We start from the raw sequence: 18,228 nt of genomic DNA on the forward strand, positions 1-18,228 counted from the left end.
CGCGGGATACCACCTAAGCCAGCAGGCGAACCACTGGGGCCGGGAGGCGAATGCGAATGTCATTTGGCATGAGAACCTCCTTTGGCTGGTGTTGAAGACGCCGATCTTTTATCGCAAAAGAAGACGAAACACCAGCCGCCTGCCTCAAAAAAGTGCAACCGTATATCGGCACGGATTTGCCCGTTCGATTTTCCCGGCAGTGCGATCTGGATTTGCCCGCAAAACATGGATCAGGAGACCATGCAGACAATCAGGATCGCCCTCTACCAACCCGATATTCCAGGCAATACCGGCACCATCCTGCGGCTGGCCGCCTGTCTTGGCCTTGGCGTCGACATCATCGAGCCGGCGGGTTTCGATATTTCCGACCGCAATCTCAAACGGGCAGGAATGGATTACATCGCGGCGGCGGCGCTGACGCGCCATGTCAGCTGGGACCGTTTCGAGGAATGGCGGGCAACCACCGGCCGCCGCCTCGTTCTCGCCTCCACCAAGGCCGCCTTGCCCTATACGGATATCACCTATCGCGCCAACGATATCCTGCTGTTTGGCCGGGAAAGTGCCGGTGTGCCTGATCATGTGCATGACAAGGCGGATGAACGAATCATCATCCCGATGATGGCCGGACAGCGCTCGATCAACGTCGCCATGTCGGCGGCGATGGTCACCGGCGAAGCCCTGCGCCAGGTGGCATGGTCCTAATCTGCCATCTTTACAGCCAATTTTTCAGGCAAATATGAAAATTGAACGTTTTTACCGCGGAACTGTCGCAACCCGGCCTGTACCGAAGGCGTTCACGCTCCTATACTGATTAGCCGGACAACAAAAATCGTGCTCGCCGGAACCATCTGCCGGCGGGTGTGAGGAGACGTCGCATGCAATCCACCATTGTCATCGTCAACCTTCTCGGCGCCGTCGCGTTGCTGCTCTTCGGCCTTGCCCAGGTGAAGGACGGTGTCACCCGCGCTTTCGGCATGAAACTGCGAAGCGTGCTGGCCACAGGCACCCAGAACGGTCCGCGCTCCTTCTGTTCCGGCTTCTTCGCCACCGTCGCCCTGCAAAGTTCGACCGCGACGGCACTGACAGTCGCTTCCTTCGCGGAACGGGATCTCATCAAGCCACGCATGGCACAGGTCGTGCTGCTTGGCGCCAATGTCGGCACCGCCGTTACCGCATGGATCGTCGCCGCCGGCGTCGAGTGGCTTTCGCCGCTGCTGATCCTTGCCGGCATTATCCTGAAAAAAGGCAGTTCCAATGCCAGACAGGGCGGCGGAACCGCCGTCATCGGTATCGGCCTGATGCTTCTGTCGCTGCATCTCTTAAGCGGCGCCACCGAACCCATGCGCGCCTCTCCGGCGCTCGGCGTCTTCATCGGCCTGCTGGATGGCGCATGGCCAGTCGCGCTGATCTTTTCCGCCGTGCTCGCCTTCGTCTCCTCCTCCAGCCTCGCCGTCGTGGTGCTGATCCTGTCACTGGCCGCCACCGGCACCCTGTCCACCGGCCTCATCATCGTTCTCATCCTCGGCGCCAATCTCGGCGGCGCCATTCCGCCCGTCATTGCCACGCTGTCCGGCCCGGCATCGGCGCGGCGCATCACCATCGGCAATCTTGTCGTTCGCACCATCGGCTGCCTGGTTGCCATGCCGCTCGCCTCCTATGGCGCAACATATCTACAGCAATTGCCGCTTTCGCCCGCCAAATTGCCCGTCGACGCCCACCTGATCTTCAATGTCATCCTCGCGGCGCTGGCCTGGCCCTTCTCCGGCCTGATTTCCGACCTGATGACAAAGCTGGTGCCGGGTGATCCGAAAGCCGAAGACGGGCCGAATTTCCTCGACCAGCAGGCGCTGGATATGCCGGTCGTTGCGCTTGCCAACGCCACCCGCGAGGTCTTAAGCGTCGGCGACAGCATCGAGCGGATGCTGATCCGCGCCGAAAACGCCTTCAAGCACAATGATCTGGCGCCGCTTCAAGAGGTTTCCCTGCTCGAAAAGAAGGTCGACCGCCGCCAGCAGGAGGTGAAGGTCTATCTCTCGCAACTGGGCCGCAAAGGGTTGACCGACGAGGAAGCGCGTCGTTCGATCGCCATCATCGATTATGCCATCAACCTCGAACATATCGGCGATATCATCGAAAAGGGCATCTGCGAGCAGATCCGCAAGAAGGTGCTGAACAGCTTCAAATTTTCCGATGACGGTTATGAGGAGCTGAAGACCCTGTTCGACATGACCATCGAGAACCTGCGCGCCGCCCAGAGCATTCTGGTGACCGGCGACTTCGAGCTTGCCCGCCGGCTGATGGAAAGCAAGGTGGATATACGCCGCCTCGAAAAACAATCCTCCAACCGCCATCTGGAGCGGCTGCGCGACGGGTTGGCGGAAAGCATGCAGACCAGTTCGCTGCATCTGGACATGCTGCGGGATTTGAAGCGCATCAACGCCCATATCGTGACGGTGGCGCATCCCATTCTGGATGAAAGCGGCGTGCTGATCGAAAGCCGCCTGCGTTACGCCGAACCGCGCGCCTGAGCATTTCCAGGAAAAGTGGCCCCGGTTTTCCGTCCGGAAATGCGACAAACAAAAAATTTAGAGCGTTTTCGCGATTCGAAGAAAAGCGAAGACGCTCTAAAATTCAATCGGCAGAGGGCAGACGCCGCATGGTGAATTCGATGCGGTCGCCTTCCAGCTGCCGCCAGCTTTCCACTTCCGTCCAATAGGCCGCTTTGGGAAAGCTGTCGAACCATTCGCGCGCCTTGGCGCGGGCTTCCTCGCGGCCAAGACAGAAGGTCTGGCGCACGAACATGCCGTCGCGCTTTTGTTCACCGCCGGCGCTTTCACGTTCCCTGCGATGATTGGTGATCCTGCGCTTCAGCCCGTCGAGCGGCGGCGGTCCGGTAAATTTCGTCATGATATTCACCTCTGGCACCTACATCGATAAAGATAGTGCCCGCATGTGAACTTGGCGAGTCGAATTTGTGCGCGGGGCCTGCACCTGCTAGACGCGACAGGGAATCGACGTCACCAAAGGAGAATACGCATGGAACGGCCAATCTTGCCGAAGGGCTTGCCCGACGACATCGAGGACAAGAAGGCCCTTGCCCAAGCCTGGTTCCAGCATCTTCGCGACACCATCGTCGCCTCCTTCGAGACCCTCGAAAGTGACCTGACGGGCCCTCTTTCCGATCAGGAGCCCGGCCGTTTCGTCCAGAAAGACTGGCTGCGTGAAAATGGCGAGGGCGGCGGCGGGAAGATGTCGATGATGGAAGGCCGCGTCTTCGAAAAGGTCGGCGTCCACACCTCCACCGTCTATGGCGAATTCTCGCCGGAATTCCGCAAGCAGATACCGGGTGCGGAAGAAGACCCGCAGTTCTGGGCGTCGGGTATTTCGCTCATCGCCCATCCGGTCAACCCTCATGTGCCGGCCGTGCACATGAACACCCGCATGGTCGTCACCACCAGCCACTGGTTCGGCGGCGGCGCGGATCTGACGCCGGTGCTGGGACGCAGACGGACGCAGGAAGACCCGGACAGCCAACTTTTCCACCGCGCCTTCGAAATTACCTGCAACCGCCATCCGGTCGCCGACTATCCGCGCTACAAGACGTGGTGCGACGAGTATTTTTTCCTGAAGCACCGCAACGAAGCCCGCGGCATCGGCGGCATCTTTTTCGACTGGCTGCACCCACAGGAGGAAAATGGCGGCTGGGACGCCAATTTCGCCTTCGTGCAGGATGTCGGCCGCGCCTTCAATCTGGTCTATCCGAAAATCGTCCGCGCCAATTTCAACCAGAACTGGACGGAAGCGGACCGCGACGAGCAGCTTATCCGTCGTGGCCGTTACGTGGAATTCAACCTGCTTTACGATCGCGGCACGATCTTTGGCCTCAAGACCGGAGGCAACGTCGAATCGATCCTGTCCTCCCTGCCGCCGGTGGTGCGCTGGCCCTAAAGAACCTCACATAAATTTGACGCTTATCAGCCATTTCGTCGCAAATAGCGCAAATTAGGACTTATGGAAAAATCAAGGCAATGATAGTCTCCTCCTCGCAGACGTACTGGAGGAGCTATCGTCATGATTACTTCGAACAGCATGCCTATCTCTGCTTCCCCCGAGGGAGCACAGCAATCCATCGATACCCCGGAATTGATCGACCGCCTGGCAGCGGAAATGCGCGCCACGGGTGATCGCGAACTGCCGCATTCCTTTTATGTCGAACAGGTAAAACGCTCCCTTGCCGGACAAAACACGGCGCGGCGGGCGGACAATGACGAAATGCCTCGTACAAAAATTCCGGCAGCCGGCACATCCTCTGTTTTCCAGTGCTGGGCGATGCCCGAATAGGGGCTTGAATAAGGTCGAGGGACGCCGCTGTGGAACATAAGCGGTGAACTTTCGTTTCTTGTTGGAGGGACAGCAGGCAATTGGATTGCTGTCCCTCAATCAAAACAGGGAGGCAAGACCATGAGACTGTTTGAATGTGGAACGCTCGTGCCCGGCTGCGCCTGGCACACCCGCGCAGACGACGATGCCGAAGTCGTGCGCCGAACCGTTGAACATATGCGCTCGGCCCATGGCGAAACCGTCATCCGCGAAAATATGATCGAAAACATCAAGGCGCGCATCCGCGACGAAGCGAATGCGGCGTAAGCCGAAACGCCGCCACTATTGCGGCTTCAATTCTCCAGCATATCTTTCAGCCGGGCGGTCAACGCTGCCCGGTCCAGCGAGAAATTGACGTCGATCCACTTTTCCTCGAGGCTTTTCAGCACTTCGCCCACCTTCGGACCGGCCTCGACGCCAGCGGCCATCACATCCGCGCCGCTCAGAGGAAAGCCCGGTTTGTGGAATTTTTCCGCCCGCGCCAGCAAAGTCGAAAGCCGCGCCACTTTCCGCATGGCCGTGTCGCCAGCCGAAAGATCGGCGCGGGCCGAAGCAAGCGCTAGTTTCAGCCGCGTCTTCACGCCCTCCACACCCTGGCGATATAGCAGCCGGTCGAGCGCCGTCTCCTTCAACTCAGGGTCAGCCGCCGGAGCCGAGGCCCAGTGGTTAAGATAAGCCGCTTCGGCTTTCGACAGCCGGAGGCGCGCGGCAAGGGCAGCCAGCCTGTCCCTGTCCGGCGGCACGATGGCGGCAAGCCGCAGCATCGGGTCCACCGCCCAGCCGAGAGCCTGCTCCGTCGCCACCAGTCCATGAATGGCGTCGATGCCCCACTTTTCCGTTTCGGGAAGAATTTCCGCCAGAACGCCCGATTGCCGCATCCACAAAAGGGCGCGCGAAGGATCGCGGGCGGAAAGCAGCTTTTTCAATTCGCTCCACACCCGCTCGGCCGAAAGGGTGCCCAGCTTGTCCTTGGCCCGCGCGCTTGCCCGCAAGCCGTCCGCATCCGGGCGGCCAGAACCGTAATGGGCAAAAAAGCGGAAAAACCGGAGAATCCGCAGATAATCTTCCGAAATCCGCATCGCCGCATCGCCGATGAAACGCACTGTGCCGGTCTCGATATCGGGAAGACCATCGACAAGGTCGATGATCTCGCCCTTTTCATCGGCATAGAGGGCATTGATGGTGAGGTCGCGCCGCTCGGCATCGGTCTGCCAGTCGGTGCCGAAAGCCACCTGTGCGTGGCGGCCATTGGTCTCGACATCATGGCGAAGCGTCGTCACCTCGTAACCCTCGCCGTCGATGACCAACGTGACCGTGCCATGGTCGATGCCTGTCGGCACCGTCTTGATGCCCGCCGCCTTTGCACGCTCCACGACCACATCAGGGGTGAGCGTCGTCGCCATGTCAATATCGGCGACGGGCAGGCCCATCAGCGCATTGCGCACCGCGCCGCCGACGATCCGCACCTCGCCGCCATCGGCATTCAGAAGCGTAAAGATGCGCTTCAGCGCCGGTTTTTGAAACCAGTCCCGCCCGGCAAGGCTACTCATGAATAAAACCTCTCGTAAATCGTCCTGACGATGCCCGCCGTAATGCCCCAAATGTAGCGTTCGCCATAGGGCATTTCGTAGAAAAACCGCTCCTTCCCCTGAAAGATGCGGCTGCCGCGCCCGTGATTGGCCGGGTCCATCAGGAAGGACAACGGCACCTCGAAAACCTCGTCCACTTCAGTGGGATTAAGCGTCAAATCAAAGCCGGGGCGAACGACCGATAGCACCGGCTTGATGCGAAATCCCGTCCCGGAAATGTAATCCGGCAGACGCCCGACCGTCTCCACGAAAGACCGCGAAAGGCCGATTTCTTCTTCGGTCTCCCGCAACGCTGCCTCTTCCGGCGTGCGGTCCTCGGCATCAATGCCGCCGCCGGGAAAGGAAATCTGGCCGGAATGCTGGCGCAGGGTTGCCGTGCGTTGGGTGAAGATCACCCGCGCATCGTTGCCATCGTCGATGACAGGTATCAGCACGGCGGCATCCTTCAGCCGGATACCGTTGCCAGAAAGCACCACGCCCGGATTGAGCACATGGTCGCCATTTTCCCGCTCGGCCACGCCCTCGCCTTCCTGCAGCACCCGGCGGCGGAAATCGGCAGCGGTAAAACCCTTGAGTGCCGTCATTGTCATTGCGAAAGCCGTTCCAGTTCCTTGGCGGGCATCACGGGAAAGATCACCCCGCCCGAGCGCAGGGCAAACATCTCAACGCCATCCACGTCGATCACCTCGCCAAGGGCGACGAGATCATACATCACGGCCCGCGAGACGAGCGCTTCCAGCCTACCGCGCACCAGAAGATAGGGTTTCAATTCCCGGTTCTCACCGAAAACCTCGAACCGCAGCGGGTGCTCCGGCCCCGCCTCCACCACGTCGCCGACATTGGTGCGGAAGGTCAGCAGCGGCTGGCCATCGTCCTCACCCGCCGTCACCTTCATTTCCACGGCGACGAAAGGCGCGTCCACCACGCGGATGCCGACTTTTTCCACAGGAGTTACGAGATAGGTCTTCCCGTCCTCATCCTTGCGCAGAACCGTGGAAAACAGCCGCACCAAGGGCGCTCTGCCAATCGGTGTGCCGAGGTAGAACCAGGTGCCGTCGGCGCGGATTTCCATGTCTAGATCACCACAATAAGGTGGATTCCAGCGTTCCACCGGCGCCGGCCCGCGCTTCGCATCGCCGGTCTGTTCCGCGGCGCGGGAAATCATCGCCGCAAGCCCGGCCGCATCGCCTGCCGAATTTATCGTCTCCGCTGCCATATTCGAGTCTCGCTTTGCCGATAAGGAAATACTAAGTCACGACATAGTCATTCGAATGGCGCTTGTCAGCGGCCAAGAGAGCAATAAGCTGTAAGCGGGGCGATATAGGCCCGGTGGCGAAGGTATGAGGAGAGCGACATGGGCGTGATGAATACCGGCGAAACCCTTGATGAAAAGGCCATCGTCGCTGCGGCCGAAAAGGCGCTTTCCGACATTGCGGCCATCCGCACGGAAGTCTCCAAGGTCATTTTCGGCCAGGAAAAAGTGGTGCAGAACACGCTTCTTGCCATCCTCTCGGGCGGCCACGCGCTGCTCGTCGGCGTTCCCGGCCTCGCCAAGACCAAGCTCGTCACCACGCTCGGCACCGTAATCGGCCTCGATGCCAATCGCATCCAGTTCACACCGGACCTGATGCCGTCAGATATTCTCGGCTCCGAAGTCATGGATCAGGACGAGAACGGTCGCCGTTCCTTCCGCTTCATCAAGGGTCCGATTTTCGGCCAGTTGCTGATGGCCGACGAAATCAACCGCGCCAGCCCGCGCACGCAGTCCGCCCTTTTGCAGGCCATGCAGGAATATCACATCACCATGGCCGGCCAGACCTACGAGCTGCCGAAGCCGTTCCACGTTCTGGCCACACAGAACCCGCTCGAACAGGAAGGCACCTATCCGCTGCCCGAAGCCCAGCTCGACCGCTTCCTGCTTCAGGTCGATGTCGGTTATCCCGAACTTGCCGCCGAGCGACAGATCCTTCTCGACACGACAGGCGCCGCCTCGGGCGAAGCGCGCGGCGTGATCGATGCCGGGCGTCTGATGGAAATCCAGTCCCTGATCCGCCAGATGCCGGTCAGCGACAAGGTGGTGGATGCGATCCTTTCGCTCGTCCGCTCCGCCCGCCCCGGCCATGGCAACAAATTGACTGACAAGCACGTTGCCTGGGGACCGGGTCCGCGCGCCGGCCAGTCGCTGATGCTGACGGCCCGCGCCCGTGCTCTTTACGAAGGCCGGCTCGCTCCGTCGCTGGACGATGTCCATGCGCTGGCCGAACCGGTGCTGGAACACCGCATGGCGCTGACCTTTGCGGCCCGCGCCGAAGGCATGTCGGTGCGCGATGTCATCGCAGCGCTTGTGGAGCAGGCGAAGAACTGAACGCATCTCAGGCCTAAATTTTCGCGAAAGGACGGCATGTGGCATCCATCGGCCAGATCGTAGACAAGACGCCGGGTAGCGAAGTTCTGGCGCGTGCACGACAGCGCGCCGCCCTGGTGCCGGACTGCATGGTCGAGGCAAAGCGCATCGCCAACACCGTTATCGCCGGCTGGCACGGCCGCCGCAAGCGCGGCATCGGCGAAAATTTCTGGCAGTTCCGCCCCTATGCCGAAGGTGAGAGCCTGTCACGCATCGATTGGCGGCGCTCGGCCCGCGACGACCACACCTATGTGCGAGACCGGGAATGGGAAGCGGCCCACACCATCTGGCTCTGGGCCGACATGTCGCCGTCTATGATGTTCAAATCCACCCTTGGCTCTGTTTCAAAGGAAAGCCGGGCGCTGGTGCTGATGCTGGCGCTTGCGGAAATCCTCGCGCGCTCGGGTGAGCGCATCGGTTGCCCCGGCATCATGGAGCCTGTGTCGGCCAGAAACGCCGCCGAACGACTGGCCGCCGCCATCATGCACGCGCCGCTGACCACTGGCATGCCGGAAACGGGCATGATCCGCGGCGCGAGCGACATCGTGCTGATCGGTGATTTTCTCGATGATGCACAGACCGTGATGGAGCGCATTTCGCCGCTCGCGCGGCGCGGCCTGCGCGGTCATGTGGTGGAAATTGCCGATCCGGCCGAAGAGACTTTTCCCTATTCCGGCCGCACCGAATTCACCGATCCGGAAACCGGTGAAAAACTGGTGTCGGGCCGTGCCGAAACCATTCGCGAGGATTACACCCGCGCCTATCTCGCAAGGCGTGAGGCTCTGTCCTCCTCGTTGCGCCGTCTCGGCTGGAACTTCGTGTTCCACCGCACCGACCATCTCGCCTCCGAGGCGCTCGTCGCCGTTCACATGTATCTTTCCGGCGCGCCGGCACAGGGCGGTGGGCAAGGCGGTGGCCGTCGATGAGCGCATTGCCTTTCGTCTTCACCAGTCCCTATATCCTCTTCGGCCTGCTGGCGCTGCCCGCCATCTGGTGGCTGCTGCGACTGACGCCGCCGCGCCCCAAGGAGGAAGTGTTTCCGCCGCTGAAGATATTGGCGACGGTGCTGAAACGCGAGGAAACGCCCTCGAAAAGCCCATGGTGGCTGACCCTCCTGCGCATGGCGCTCGCTGCCGCCGTGATTTTCGCGCTCGCCGATCCGGTGGTGAACCCGCGCAACAACAGCATTGCCGGCAGTGGCCCGCTGGTGCTGGTGGTCGACAATAGCTGGGCCTCCGCGCCAGACTGGGAAAGACGCGTTGCAACCGCTGAGGCCCTGATCGGCGATGCGGAACGGGCCGACCGCCCCGTCTCCATCAGCTTCACCGCCGATGCAGAACATGACGCTGTACCGGGAACGGCAGGCGTTGCACTGGAAAAGCTCGCCGCAGCAAAGCCGAAGCCGCTCGTGCCGGACCGCGTGCGCACGGCAGAAGCCATCACAGAGGCGCTGAACGGCACGCCCCCCGGCACGCTCGCTTATATCGCCGATGGCGTTCAAACCGCGCAGGATGAAAGCGCACTGAGGACGCTCGCCAGCCTCTCACCCGCCGAATTCCGCATTGTGAAAGGCGACGGCAAGGCGATCAACGCCATTACCGGCGCCAGCAACAATGCCGATGCCATGAGCGTCACACTGTCACGGCTCGACACGGCCGAAGCCGCCCGGCTGACCGTCAATGCGCAGGACAGCCAGGGCCGCATTCTCGCCAACGGCATCGCAAACTTCGCGCCCGGCGCGGCCGAAACCACGGCGACGGTGGAAGCGCCCTTCGAACTGCGAAACGATTTCGCCCGTCTCTCCCTCGAAGGTGTTTCGACGGCAGGCGCGGTGCATCTTCTCGACGACGGCTTCCGCCGGCGTCGCGTGGCGCTGCTGGCCGGCGAAACCGGCAATGATTTCCAGCCGCTACTACAACCGCTTTATTATATCAGCCGTGCACTTCAGCCCTTCGTTGATCTCATTCCGCAGCGGCAGGCCGATCTCGCGCAGGCGATCCCGGAAATCCTGCAATCCAATCCTTCGGTCATCGTCATGGCCGATATCGGCCGCCTGCCGCAGGAAACCTATGAGCCGATGCAAAAATGGCTTTCGGGCGGTGGCACGCTCATCCGTTTTGCCGGACCGCGTCTTGCCGCAGCCCCGGCCGACGATCCGCTGGTGCCTGTAACACTCAGACAGGGCGAACGCGCGCTTGGTGGCGCGCTCTCCTGGGCCGAGCCGCAGCCGCTGGCCGATTTCCCGAATTTCGGCGCTTTCGCCGGCATGCCGAAGGCCGATGGCGTCCTCGTCAAACGCCAGGTTCTGGCCGAGCCGACACCCGATCTGGCTGAACGCACCTGGGCGAGCCTTGCAGACGGCACGCCGCTCGTCACCACCCGCAATGTCGAGGCAGGCCGCATCGTGCTCTTCCATGTCAGCGCCGAAGCAAGCTGGTCCGACCTGCCGATCTCAGGCCATTTCGTCGATATGTTGCGCCGTATCGTGCAATTGTCGAAGGCGGGCGGCGCTTCTGCCAACGCAAACGCCCCGGCCGCTGCCCTGCCCCCCTTCCGGCTGCTGACGGCCGAAGGCGCGCTTTCCGCCGAAATCGGCACTGCCCGGCCGCTGGAAATGCGCGCCGGCCAGCCGCCCCGCTCCGGTTTCGACAATCCCCCCGGCCTCTATGGCACAGAGGATGGTTTCGTGGCTCTCAATCTTCTGCCGGCTGGCGCCACGCTTCGCCCGCTCGATACTTCGGTCGCCGGTGTCAACACCACCAGCGAAGCACTGATCGGCGAAACGGCGAAATCGCTGCGCCCGGCCTTGTTCATCGCTGCCTTCCTGATGCTGATTGCCGACAGTCTCATCGTGCTCTTCATGAACGGCGCCTTCGCACGCCTGCCGAAAGCCCGCAGCGCGACCGCCGCCACCGTGCTTCTGGCGCTCGGCGCCTTTGCCGCCATGTCTCCAACGGACGCCCGCGCCGACGACCCCAAACCCGGTGACGAGCAGATTTTCGAGCGGCTGGACACGACGCATCTCGCCTATGTCCGCACAGGCGAAGACGATGTCGACCGCATTTCCGAGCAGGGTCTCCAAGGTCTCAGCGAATTCCTGACCTGGCGCACGACGCTGGAACCCGGCCAGCCTGTCGGACTCGATATTTCCAAGGATGAATTGTCCTTTTATCCCATCATCTACTGGCCGGTTTCGGCCTCCGCCCCGATGCCGTCTAGCGCCGCTATATCGCGCATCGATGCGTATATGCGTGCCGGTGGCACTGTTCTGTTCGATACGCGCGACCAGTTTTCTTCGCTCGACACCGGCGCGACCAGCCCTAACGGCGAACGCCTGCAGGCGATCCTCGCCAATATCGACATTCCGCCGCTGGAACCTGTGCCGGAAGACCATGTTCTGACGCGCTCCTTCTACCTGCTCACCAATTTCCCCGGCCGTTACAACGGCTCACCGCTATGGGTGGAATCGCGACAGGGAGCGGCGAAGACCACCTCCGGTCTCTCCTCCTCCGGCGATGGCGTGACGCCGATCATGATAACGGGCAATGATTTCGCCGGTGCCTGGGCCGTCGACGCGCAGGGCGCTCCGGTTCTGCCCACTGTGCCGCCAGACGAATTGCAGCGCGAACACGCTTTCCGCTCCGGCGTCAACATCATGATGTATATGCTGACCGGCAACTACAAGGCCGATCAGGTCCATGTTCCGGCACTTCTCGAACGGTTGGGGCAGTGACATGACATTGACCTTCGCCCCCTTCCTGCCGTGGATCGTGATTGCCGTTCTGGCTGTCGCCGCCCTTGTCCTCTCCTTCATCGGCCTGTGGCGCGGTGTCCGCGGCGCATGGCTGCGCGGGCTGGCGCTCGCCGCTTTGCTTGCCGCCATCGCCAATCCGCTTTTGACACAGGAGGAGCGCGAACCGCTTTCCACCATCGTTCCCGTCATCGTCGACCGCTCGCAGAGTCAGGATGTGCAGGACCGGCCGCAAATGACCGACACCGCCCTGAATGCGCTGCAAGACCGGCTGTCCCGCTTCCCGCGCATCGAGCCGCGCATCGTGGAAGTGCGTGACAATGGTGAGAGCGATTCACCCTCGACGCAGCTTTTCTCGGCCCTTTCCTCCGCCGTTTCGGATGTCTCGCCATCCCGCGTCGGCGGCGCGATCTTCCTCAGCGACGGCCAGATTCACGATATCCCGAATGCCCTGCCCAATGCCGAACAGGTGCTGGGCTTCCGCGCCCCCGTCCACGGACTGATCACCGGCAAGGCCGATGAATTCGACCGCCGTATCGAGATCGTCCGCGCCCCGCGCTTCGGCATCGTCAACGAGGAACAACAGCTGACCTTGCGCGTCTTCGATGACGGTCGCCCCGCCGGCGGCGGTGCTGCGGAAGTGACGGTGAAGATGAACGGTGAGGAAATCGCGACGCTTCAGGCGACACCCGGCCAGCCGACACCATTCAGTTTCAAGGTTCCGCGCGGCGGCAACAATGTCATGGAATTTTCCGTCGCCGAGCTTCCCGGTGAAGTGACGGCTGCCAATAACCGCGCCGTTCACCTGATCGAAGGCATTCGCCAGAACCTGCGCGTGCTGCTCGTCTCCGGCGAACCCCACGCCGGGGAACGGGCGTGGCGTAACCTCCTGAAATCCGATGCCTCGGTCGATCTGGTGCATTTCACCATTTTGCGCCCGCCGGAAAAGCAGGACGGCACCCCAATCAACGAACTCTCGCTGATCGCCTTCCCCACCCGCGAGCTGTTCGTCGAAAAAATCGAGGATTTCGATCTCATCATTTTCGACCGTTACCAGCATCGCGGTGTGCTGCCGATCCTCTATTACGATTACATCGCCCAATATGTCGAAAAGGGCGGCGCGCTGCTGATCGCCGCCGGTCCGGAACATGCCGGGCAGGATTCGATCGCAATGACACCGCTCGCCTCCGTGCTGCCGGCGCAGCCGACCGGGCAGGTGCATCAGGCTGCTTTCTACCCGCGCCTTTCGGAAGCGGGCAAAAAACACCCTGTCACCCGTGGGCTGGATGGATCTGGCGCCGAGCCGCCGCAATGGGGCCGCTGGTTCCGCACCATCAGCGTCGACCCGCCGCAGGGCCAGACGGTGATGCTGGGCGACGGGCAGGACCCGCTTCTGGTGCTGAACCGCCAGGGCGAAGGCCGTGTTGCCATGCTGCTGTCGGATCAGGGCTGGCTCTGGGCGCGTGGTTATGAAGGCGGCGGCCCGCATGTGGCGCTTTACCGCCGTATCGCCCACTGGCTGATGAAGGAGCCCGAGCTTGAGGAAGAGGCTCTGACAGCGCGTGCCAATGGCCGTACCCTGCAGATCACCCGCCAGACTATCGGCGACGATCCCGGTCAGGCAAGCGTGCGTTTCCCTTCGGGCAAGACGGAGAACATGGCCTTCACCAGCACCGAGCCCGGTCTTTACAAAATCGAGCGCCGCATGGATGAAACCGGCCTGTTCGAGATCAAGAACGGCGACTTCACCACTCTCGTTCATGTCGGCGCGGTGGATGCGCCGGAATTCAAGGCGATGATCTCGACGACCGAAACGCTGAAACCGCTGGCCGATGCCACCAGGGGCAGCGTGCACCGGGTGGCCGATAGTTCCGGCCGCATCGCTCTTCCCGATATATTGCCGGTGCGCGGAGATATCAGGGTTGCCGATGAGGATCGCATGCTGATACGCATGACCGACGAGACGGTGCTGAAAGGCGTCAACACCCTGCCGCTCTTTGCCGGTTTTGCCGGGCTTGGCGCGTTGCTGCTTGCCTTTTCCGCGCTTTGGTGGCGTGAGGGCCGGTAAGGGCGTTTCCAGCGCAGAGCTTAAGACGATTCACGTCTCGGAACGGAAAACGGGAAACGGCTGCCGCCCGGCGGCCCGGGAAGATGAACATGAATTTCGTTTTGAGCGATGTCGCGGATGCAGAGGCCGAAAAGGCCATTCGCGATCCGCTGGTGGCCTATAATCTCGCCCGTTTCGGTGAAAGCGACAAACGTGAACTCAACATCACCATCCGCGACGACGAAAACATCGTCACCGGCGGCCTGGTGGGCCACACCGTTTCGGTGAAAGCGACAAACGTGAACTCAACATCACCATCCGCGACGACGAAAACATCGTCACCGGCGGCCTGGTGGGCCACACCGCTCGCGGCTGGCTTTACGTCCAGCTTCTTTTCGTGCCGGAAACCATGCGCGGTCAGGGCATAGGCCCGAAGCTGCTTGCCATGGCGGAGGCGGAAGCCAGAAAACGCGGCTGCATGGGCGCCTATATCGATACGATGAACCCGGATGCCCTGAGAACCTACGAACGCCACGGTTTTATCAGGATCGGCTCGCTCGGCCCCCTCTCCAGCGGCCAGTCGATCACCTGGCTGGAGAAGCGCTTCTAGAGCATCCGCTAAGCGCCTCTAAGCGGCGATCCCCGATACCCCACCGTCGACCGTTCGGCCCATGGCCTCGCGGATTTGCTGGCGAAGCCACACGGCTCCGGCATCCGCGTCAGTCTGCAATGTCCAGACCATGGCGACGGGCGGGAAACTGAGCGTCACCGGCACGGGGCTTATTTCCAGCCCCAGCATTGGCGCATAACGAAGGGCGATGCGTGAGGACACGGTCGCCAGCACCGCTGAGGATCGCGCCGTCGCCAGAACCGAAAGGAAATCCGGCGCAGCCGCAACGACATCGATTTCCAAGCCGCTCAGTTCCAGTGCATCCTTGATGCAGCCATGCAGGCTGTCCGTCTGCGATATGACCGCATGTTTGGCCTCGATATAGGCGTCCAGTCCTACGGGATTGGGCAGATCGAGCAAAGCCGGGTTGAAGCAGCACAGCACGCTGGAGGAATAAAGCGGTTCGCAATGGTGGCGCTGCTCCTTCGAATAGGTGCATCCAACAGCCATGTCGATCACGCCCGTATCCAGCATCGCCGTGATCTCCTGCTCCTGCCCGCTGCGGGCCAGAATGCGGATGCCGGGCGCGATTTCGCGCAGCCGCGCCGTCAGATCCGGCAAAAGCAACAGCTCCACCTCGCTAGACATGCCCAGCCGGAACGTGCGGCGCTCGGTGGCCGGATCGAACACATCCGCCGTCAAAACCGCCGCCTGCGCCTGCCGGAGCGCCTGCCGCACCGGGCCAGCCAGATGGAGCGCCCGCGCCGTCGGCTTCATCTCCTGCCCCACGCGGATGAAAAGCTCGTCCTGAAACAGCGTCCGCAGGGTGGAGAGATTATGGCTCATCGCCGGCTGCTGGATTTTCAGCCGCCGCGCGGCGCGCGTAACGTTCATCTCCTCCATCATCGCATCGAAAGCGATGAGAAGATTGAGGTCGAAGGAACGGAGATTGAAATGATCGATAGTTTGCATAAGTCACATCGATTTGATTGCTGACCTGTCTACACTTAGCTGGAGTGCGGAAAGTTTCAAGACATTCCTTCAACCCAGGAGTCCCCCAATGCCGTCACGTCGCTCACTTCTAAAAGGCGCCGCCAGCGCCATCTTTGCAGCCCCTTTCATTGCGCCCTCCCTCGCCTTTGCCAAAGCGCCGCTCGCTGCCACACAGGCACCCGGCTTCTACAGGCTGATGGTCGGCAAGGTGGAAGTCACCGCGCTGTCGGATGGCGTCGTCGCGCTGCCGCTTGCAAAACTTTACAGCAACACGACACCGGAACACGCATCCAAGGTGCTGGAGGATGCCTTCCTGCCGGACGAGACGCCGACCTCCGTCAATGCGTTTCTGGTCAATACCGGCGACAGGCTGGTGCTGATCGATGCCGGCACCGGCACCTATCTTGGCGCGAGCCTTGGCAAGCTCGTCGCCAATATCGAAGCTTCGGGCTACAAGGCCAGTGAGATCGACGACATCATCCTCACACACATCCATACCGACCATTCCGGCGGACTGTCGGCGAATGGCAAACGCGTTTTTGCCAACGCGACCCTGCACGTCAACAAGCGCGAAGCCGCTTTCTGGCTGGATGAGGCAAAGGCGAAGGCAGCGCCCGAAGCGATGAAAAAATATTATGCCGAAGCGATAGAGAGCATCCAGCCCTATATCGATGCCGGCAAATTTGAGACCTTTACCGATAACGCCGCGCCGGTTCCCGGTCTTGGCTCGATCCTTTATGCCGGCCACACACCAGGCCACAGCGCCGTCATTCTGGAAAGCGAAGGACAGAAAATCGTCTTCTGGGGCGATATCACCCATGGCGATATTCTCCAGTTCGATGAGCCTGACGTGGCAATCGAATTCGACGTCGACCAGAAGGCCGCCGTCGTGGCGCGTGATCTGGCGTTCCGGCAGGCGGTGGAAGGCAGATATCTGGTGGCCGGCGCGCATATCGCCTTCCCCGGCATCGGCCATGTGCGCACCGACAGCACCAATTACGATTGGCTGCCGGTCAATTATACGGCGCTCTAAGGGGCGAAACAGCCTGGCCTGATCCTCAACGGGTCAGGCCTTTGCGCGGGAACGACGCGTCAGGTCAGCGCCACCTGCCGCGTTTCCGCATTGATCATCGTCGCGGCAATGGCGGCAAGCACCAGCAGACCGGCGAAAATGCCGATTGCGACGCCAAAACCCTGCGCTATGGCATAGCCAAGCAGAGACGGCGCCAGCAGGCCGCCCAGCCTTGCCATGGCGCCCGCAGCCCCCATGCCGGTTGCGCGCGATTCGGTCGGGTAAAGCTCCGGCGTAAAGGCGTAGAGCGCGCCCCAGGTGCCGAGAAGGGCAAAACTCATGATCAGCAGCGAAGCGGCAATCATGACGCCGCCGACCGCGAGTGTGAACAGCAGGCAACCGAGCGCCGAGAGCAGGCAAAAACCGATCAGCGTCGGCTTGCGACCCCATTTTTCAACGCCATAAGCGGCAAGCGCATAACCGGGGATCTGCGCCAGCGCCACCAGCACCAGAAACCCGTAACCGCGCACGAAACCGAAACCGTCGCCCGCCAGTTTCGCCGGCATCCAGGTGAAGACGCCGTAATAGGAAACAGAGACGAGGAACCAGATCGCAAGGATCATGAGGCTCCGCTGCCTGAGCGCCGGTGAAAATATCCCCTGGCCCTTAGCCACATCAGGCTGGAAAAGCGCCGTCCCGGCATCGAGCGGCGCGCGCCCATTCGTCACCAGCATGCGGTTGACGACGGCCTTGGCTTCCTCCAATCGCCCGCTGCGCAGCAGGTAAAGCGGCGATTCCGGCATCAGAAAACGTAAGCCCAGCCCCAGAACGGCCGGGAACGCCGTCACGGCAAAAATGTAACGCCAGGCATCGGCGACGCCGGCAAGGCTCGCGCCCCAGGCCGCCAGCGCCACAATCAGCGTGCCGACAGCCCAGAAACCCTCCAGAAAGACCAGCCAGCGGCCACGATTTTTGGCGGGCAGGAACTCGGCCATCATCGCATAATCCACCGGCAGCGTGCCGCCCACGGCGGCACCGGTGAGAAAACGCAGGACGAGCAGGATGGTAAAATCGGGAGCGAACACCGAAAGCACTCCGAACAGCGCATCGCAGGCCACGGTGACGATCAGCACACGGCGACGCCCGTAACGATCCGCCAGCCGCCCGAAACCGGCAGCACCCAGCAACATGCCGAAAAAGAACGCCGTTCCGGTCTGCAAGGCCTGCGGCACCGTCAAGCCGAAGGTTGCGGCAATCGAGGCGGCGGTGAAGCCGACGGCGAGAACCTGCATGGCATCCGCGGCCCAGACGAGGCCGAATATGCCCATCAGCCGCCGCTGATAGGCGCCTGCGCCCGCGCGCTCCAGCGCATCGTTCATGGTGATAGCCGTCATGCCCCGCCCCTTTGCAGAAATCGACTTTGACTTGCTATCGTATAGGGG

16 protein-coding genes and 1 pseudogene are annotated in these 18,228 nt (G+C 61.7%); 11 read left to right on the forward strand and 6 right to left on the reverse strand.

The annotated features are described in order from the left end of the window. The first annotated feature begins 240 nt into the window (after window positions 1-240). Together ACQZ48_RS09565 and ACQZ48_RS09570 are read left to right on the forward strand one after the other, a co-directional pair. A complete protein-coding gene (locus ACQZ48_RS09565) occupies window positions 241-702 on the forward strand; it encodes a tRNA (cytidine(34)-2'-O)-methyltransferase (protein ID WP_191217501.1) in 462 nt (153 codons plus the stop codon). A gap of 173 nt (window positions 703-875) precedes the next feature. Then, the gene (locus ACQZ48_RS09570; protein ID WP_077981573.1) at window positions 876-2,528 is read left to right on the forward strand and encodes a Na/Pi cotransporter family protein; all 1,653 of its coding nucleotides are present in this window, start codon (window positions 876-878) and stop codon (window positions 2,526-2,528) included. 103 nt (window positions 2,529-2,631) lie between these two features. Here the strand turns inward: ACQZ48_RS09570 and ACQZ48_RS09575 are convergent, their stop codons facing one another. Next, the gene (locus ACQZ48_RS09575) at window positions 2,632-2,907 is read right to left on the reverse strand and encodes a hypothetical protein (RefSeq protein ID WP_077981631.1); all 276 of its coding nucleotides are present in this window, start codon (window positions 2,905-2,907) and stop codon (window positions 2,632-2,634) included. Window positions 2,908-3,036: 129 nt separating this feature from the next. On the opposite strand from ACQZ48_RS09575, the gene hemF reads away from it, so the two are divergent. The 3 genes from hemF (at window position 3,037) to ACQZ48_RS09590 (ending at window position 4,647) form a co-directional block, all read left to right on the forward strand. Next, window positions 3,037-3,948: an oxygen-dependent coproporphyrinogen oxidase gene (gene hemF, locus ACQZ48_RS09580; RefSeq protein ID WP_077981572.1), complete on the forward strand. Its 912-nt coding sequence runs from the start codon at window positions 3,037-3,039 to the stop codon at window positions 3,946-3,948. Window positions 3,949-4,071: 123 nt separating this feature from the next. Next, a complete protein-coding gene (locus ACQZ48_RS09585) occupies window positions 4,072-4,341 on the forward strand; it encodes a hypothetical protein (RefSeq protein WP_077981571.1) in 270 nt (89 codons plus the stop codon). Window positions 4,342-4,461: 120 nt separating this feature from the next. Next, window positions 4,462-4,647 carry a DUF1059 domain-containing protein gene (locus ACQZ48_RS09590; protein WP_004442982.1) on the forward strand — a complete coding sequence of 62 codons (186 nt, stop codon included), beginning with the start codon at window positions 4,462-4,464 and terminating at the stop codon, window positions 4,645-4,647. A 26-nt stretch (window positions 4,648-4,673) separates the two neighbouring features. Here the strand turns inward: ACQZ48_RS09590 and ACQZ48_RS09595 are convergent, their stop codons facing one another. Genes ACQZ48_RS09595 through ACQZ48_RS09605 form a run of 3 tightly spaced genes read right to left on the reverse strand, consistent with a single transcriptional unit; the run spans window position 4,674 to window position 7,185 of the window. After that, complete coding sequence (locus tag ACQZ48_RS09595) at window positions 4,674-5,930, reverse strand: CCA tRNA nucleotidyltransferase (protein WP_448728759.1); 1,257 nt, start codon at window positions 5,928-5,930, stop codon at window positions 4,674-4,676. Next, window positions 5,927-6,559, reverse strand: a complete 633-nt coding sequence (locus ACQZ48_RS09600) for an NUDIX hydrolase (RefSeq protein WP_448728760.1) — start codon at window positions 6,557-6,559, stop codon at window positions 5,927-5,929. Before ACQZ48_RS09600 ends, ACQZ48_RS09595 begins: the two co-directional genes overlap by 4 nt. Beyond that, window positions 6,556-7,185: a DUF1285 domain-containing protein gene (locus ACQZ48_RS09605; protein ID WP_443388087.1), complete on the reverse strand. Its 630-nt coding sequence runs from the start codon at window positions 7,183-7,185 to the stop codon at window positions 6,556-6,558. Before ACQZ48_RS09605 ends, ACQZ48_RS09600 begins: the two co-directional genes overlap by 4 nt. Before the next feature lie 138 nt (window positions 7,186-7,323). Between ACQZ48_RS09605 and ACQZ48_RS09610 the strand changes: the two genes are divergently transcribed. From ACQZ48_RS09610 to ACQZ48_RS09630, 5 genes and pseudogenes are all read left to right on the forward strand, one after another. Continuing rightward, on the forward strand, window positions 7,324-8,334 hold the full coding sequence (locus ACQZ48_RS09610) for an AAA family ATPase (protein WP_077981567.1): 1,011 nt from the start codon (window positions 7,324-7,326) through the stop codon (window positions 8,332-8,334). A 38-nt stretch (window positions 8,335-8,372) separates the two neighbouring features. Then, on the forward strand, window positions 8,373-9,299 hold the full coding sequence (locus ACQZ48_RS09615; protein ID WP_077981566.1) for a DUF58 domain-containing protein: 927 nt from the start codon (window positions 8,373-8,375) through the stop codon (window positions 9,297-9,299). Next, window positions 9,296-12,106 (forward strand): DUF4159 domain-containing protein, encoded by a 2,811-nt coding sequence (locus ACQZ48_RS09620; RefSeq protein WP_448728761.1) that lies wholly within the window; start codon window positions 9,296-9,298, stop codon window positions 12,104-12,106. Before ACQZ48_RS09615 ends, ACQZ48_RS09620 begins: the two co-directional genes overlap by 4 nt. Window position 12,107: 1 nt before the next feature. Next, complete coding sequence (locus tag ACQZ48_RS09625; RefSeq protein ID WP_137410770.1) at window positions 12,108-14,192, forward strand: hypothetical protein; 2,085 nt, start codon at window positions 12,108-12,110, stop codon at window positions 14,190-14,192. A gap of 89 nt (window positions 14,193-14,281) precedes the next feature. Beyond that, window positions 14,282-14,781 (forward strand): annotated as a pseudogene (locus ACQZ48_RS09630) (GNAT family N-acetyltransferase). Window positions 14,782-14,799: 18 nt separating this feature from the next. Here ACQZ48_RS09630 and ACQZ48_RS09635 read toward each other — a convergent pair. Next, window positions 14,800-15,753: a LysR substrate-binding domain-containing protein gene (locus ACQZ48_RS09635; RefSeq protein WP_137410772.1), complete on the reverse strand. Its 954-nt coding sequence runs from the start codon at window positions 15,751-15,753 to the stop codon at window positions 14,800-14,802. Between the two features lie 88 nt (window positions 15,754-15,841). On the opposite strand from ACQZ48_RS09635, the gene ACQZ48_RS09640 reads away from it, so the two are divergent. Continuing rightward, the gene (locus tag ACQZ48_RS09640) at window positions 15,842-16,807 is read left to right on the forward strand and encodes an MBL fold metallo-hydrolase (protein WP_448728762.1); all 966 of its coding nucleotides are present in this window, start codon (window positions 15,842-15,844) and stop codon (window positions 16,805-16,807) included. Window positions 16,808-16,866: 59 nt separating this feature from the next. Here the strand turns inward: ACQZ48_RS09640 and ACQZ48_RS09645 are convergent, their stop codons facing one another. Further along, complete coding sequence (locus tag ACQZ48_RS09645; protein WP_191217496.1) at window positions 16,867-18,180, reverse strand: MFS transporter; 1,314 nt, start codon at window positions 18,178-18,180, stop codon at window positions 16,867-16,869. Window positions 18,181-18,228 lie beyond the last annotated feature (48 nt).

The sequence above is a fragment of the Agrobacterium sp. 22-209-1 genome (assembly GCF_053522485.1).

Coding starts and splice junctions, on each gene's coding strand:
- ACQZ48_RS09565 (WP_191217501.1), top strand. CDS start 241: ATGCAGACAATCAGGATCGCCCTCTACCAACCCGATATTCCAGGCAAT.
- ACQZ48_RS09570 (WP_077981573.1), top strand. CDS start 876: ATGCAATCCACCATTGTCATCGTCAACCTTCTCGGCGCCGTCGCGTTG.
- ACQZ48_RS09575 (WP_077981631.1), bottom strand. CDS start 2,907: ATGACGAAATTTACCGGACCGCCGCCGCTCGACGGGCTGAAGCGCAGG.
- hemF (WP_077981572.1), top strand. CDS start 3,037: ATGGAACGGCCAATCTTGCCGAAGGGCTTGCCCGACGACATCGAGGAC.
- ACQZ48_RS09585 (WP_077981571.1), top strand. CDS start 4,072: ATGATTACTTCGAACAGCATGCCTATCTCTGCTTCCCCCGAGGGAGCA.
- ACQZ48_RS09590 (WP_004442982.1), top strand. CDS start 4,462: ATGAGACTGTTTGAATGTGGAACGCTCGTGCCCGGCTGCGCCTGGCAC.
- ACQZ48_RS09595 (WP_448728759.1), bottom strand. CDS start 5,930: ATGAGTAGCCTTGCCGGGCGGGACTGGTTTCAAAAACCGGCGCTGAAG.
- ACQZ48_RS09600 (WP_448728760.1), bottom strand. CDS start 6,559: ATGACAATGACGGCACTCAAGGGTTTTACCGCTGCCGATTTCCGCCGC.
- ACQZ48_RS09605 (WP_443388087.1), bottom strand. CDS start 7,185: ATGGCAGCGGAGACGATAAATTCGGCAGGCGATGCGGCCGGGCTTGCG.
- ACQZ48_RS09610 (WP_077981567.1), top strand. CDS start 7,324: ATGGGCGTGATGAATACCGGCGAAACCCTTGATGAAAAGGCCATCGTC.
- ACQZ48_RS09620 (WP_448728761.1), top strand. CDS start 9,296: ATGAGCGCATTGCCTTTCGTCTTCACCAGTCCCTATATCCTCTTCGGC.
- ACQZ48_RS09625 (WP_137410770.1), top strand. CDS start 12,108: ATGACATTGACCTTCGCCCCCTTCCTGCCGTGGATCGTGATTGCCGTT.
- ACQZ48_RS09635 (WP_137410772.1), bottom strand. CDS start 15,753: ATGCAAACTATCGATCATTTCAATCTCCGTTCCTTCGACCTCAATCTT.
- ACQZ48_RS09640 (WP_448728762.1), top strand. CDS start 15,842: ATGCCGTCACGTCGCTCACTTCTAAAAGGCGCCGCCAGCGCCATCTTT.
- ACQZ48_RS09645 (WP_191217496.1), bottom strand. CDS start 18,180: ATGACGGCTATCACCATGAACGATGCGCTGGAGCGCGCGGGCGCAGGC.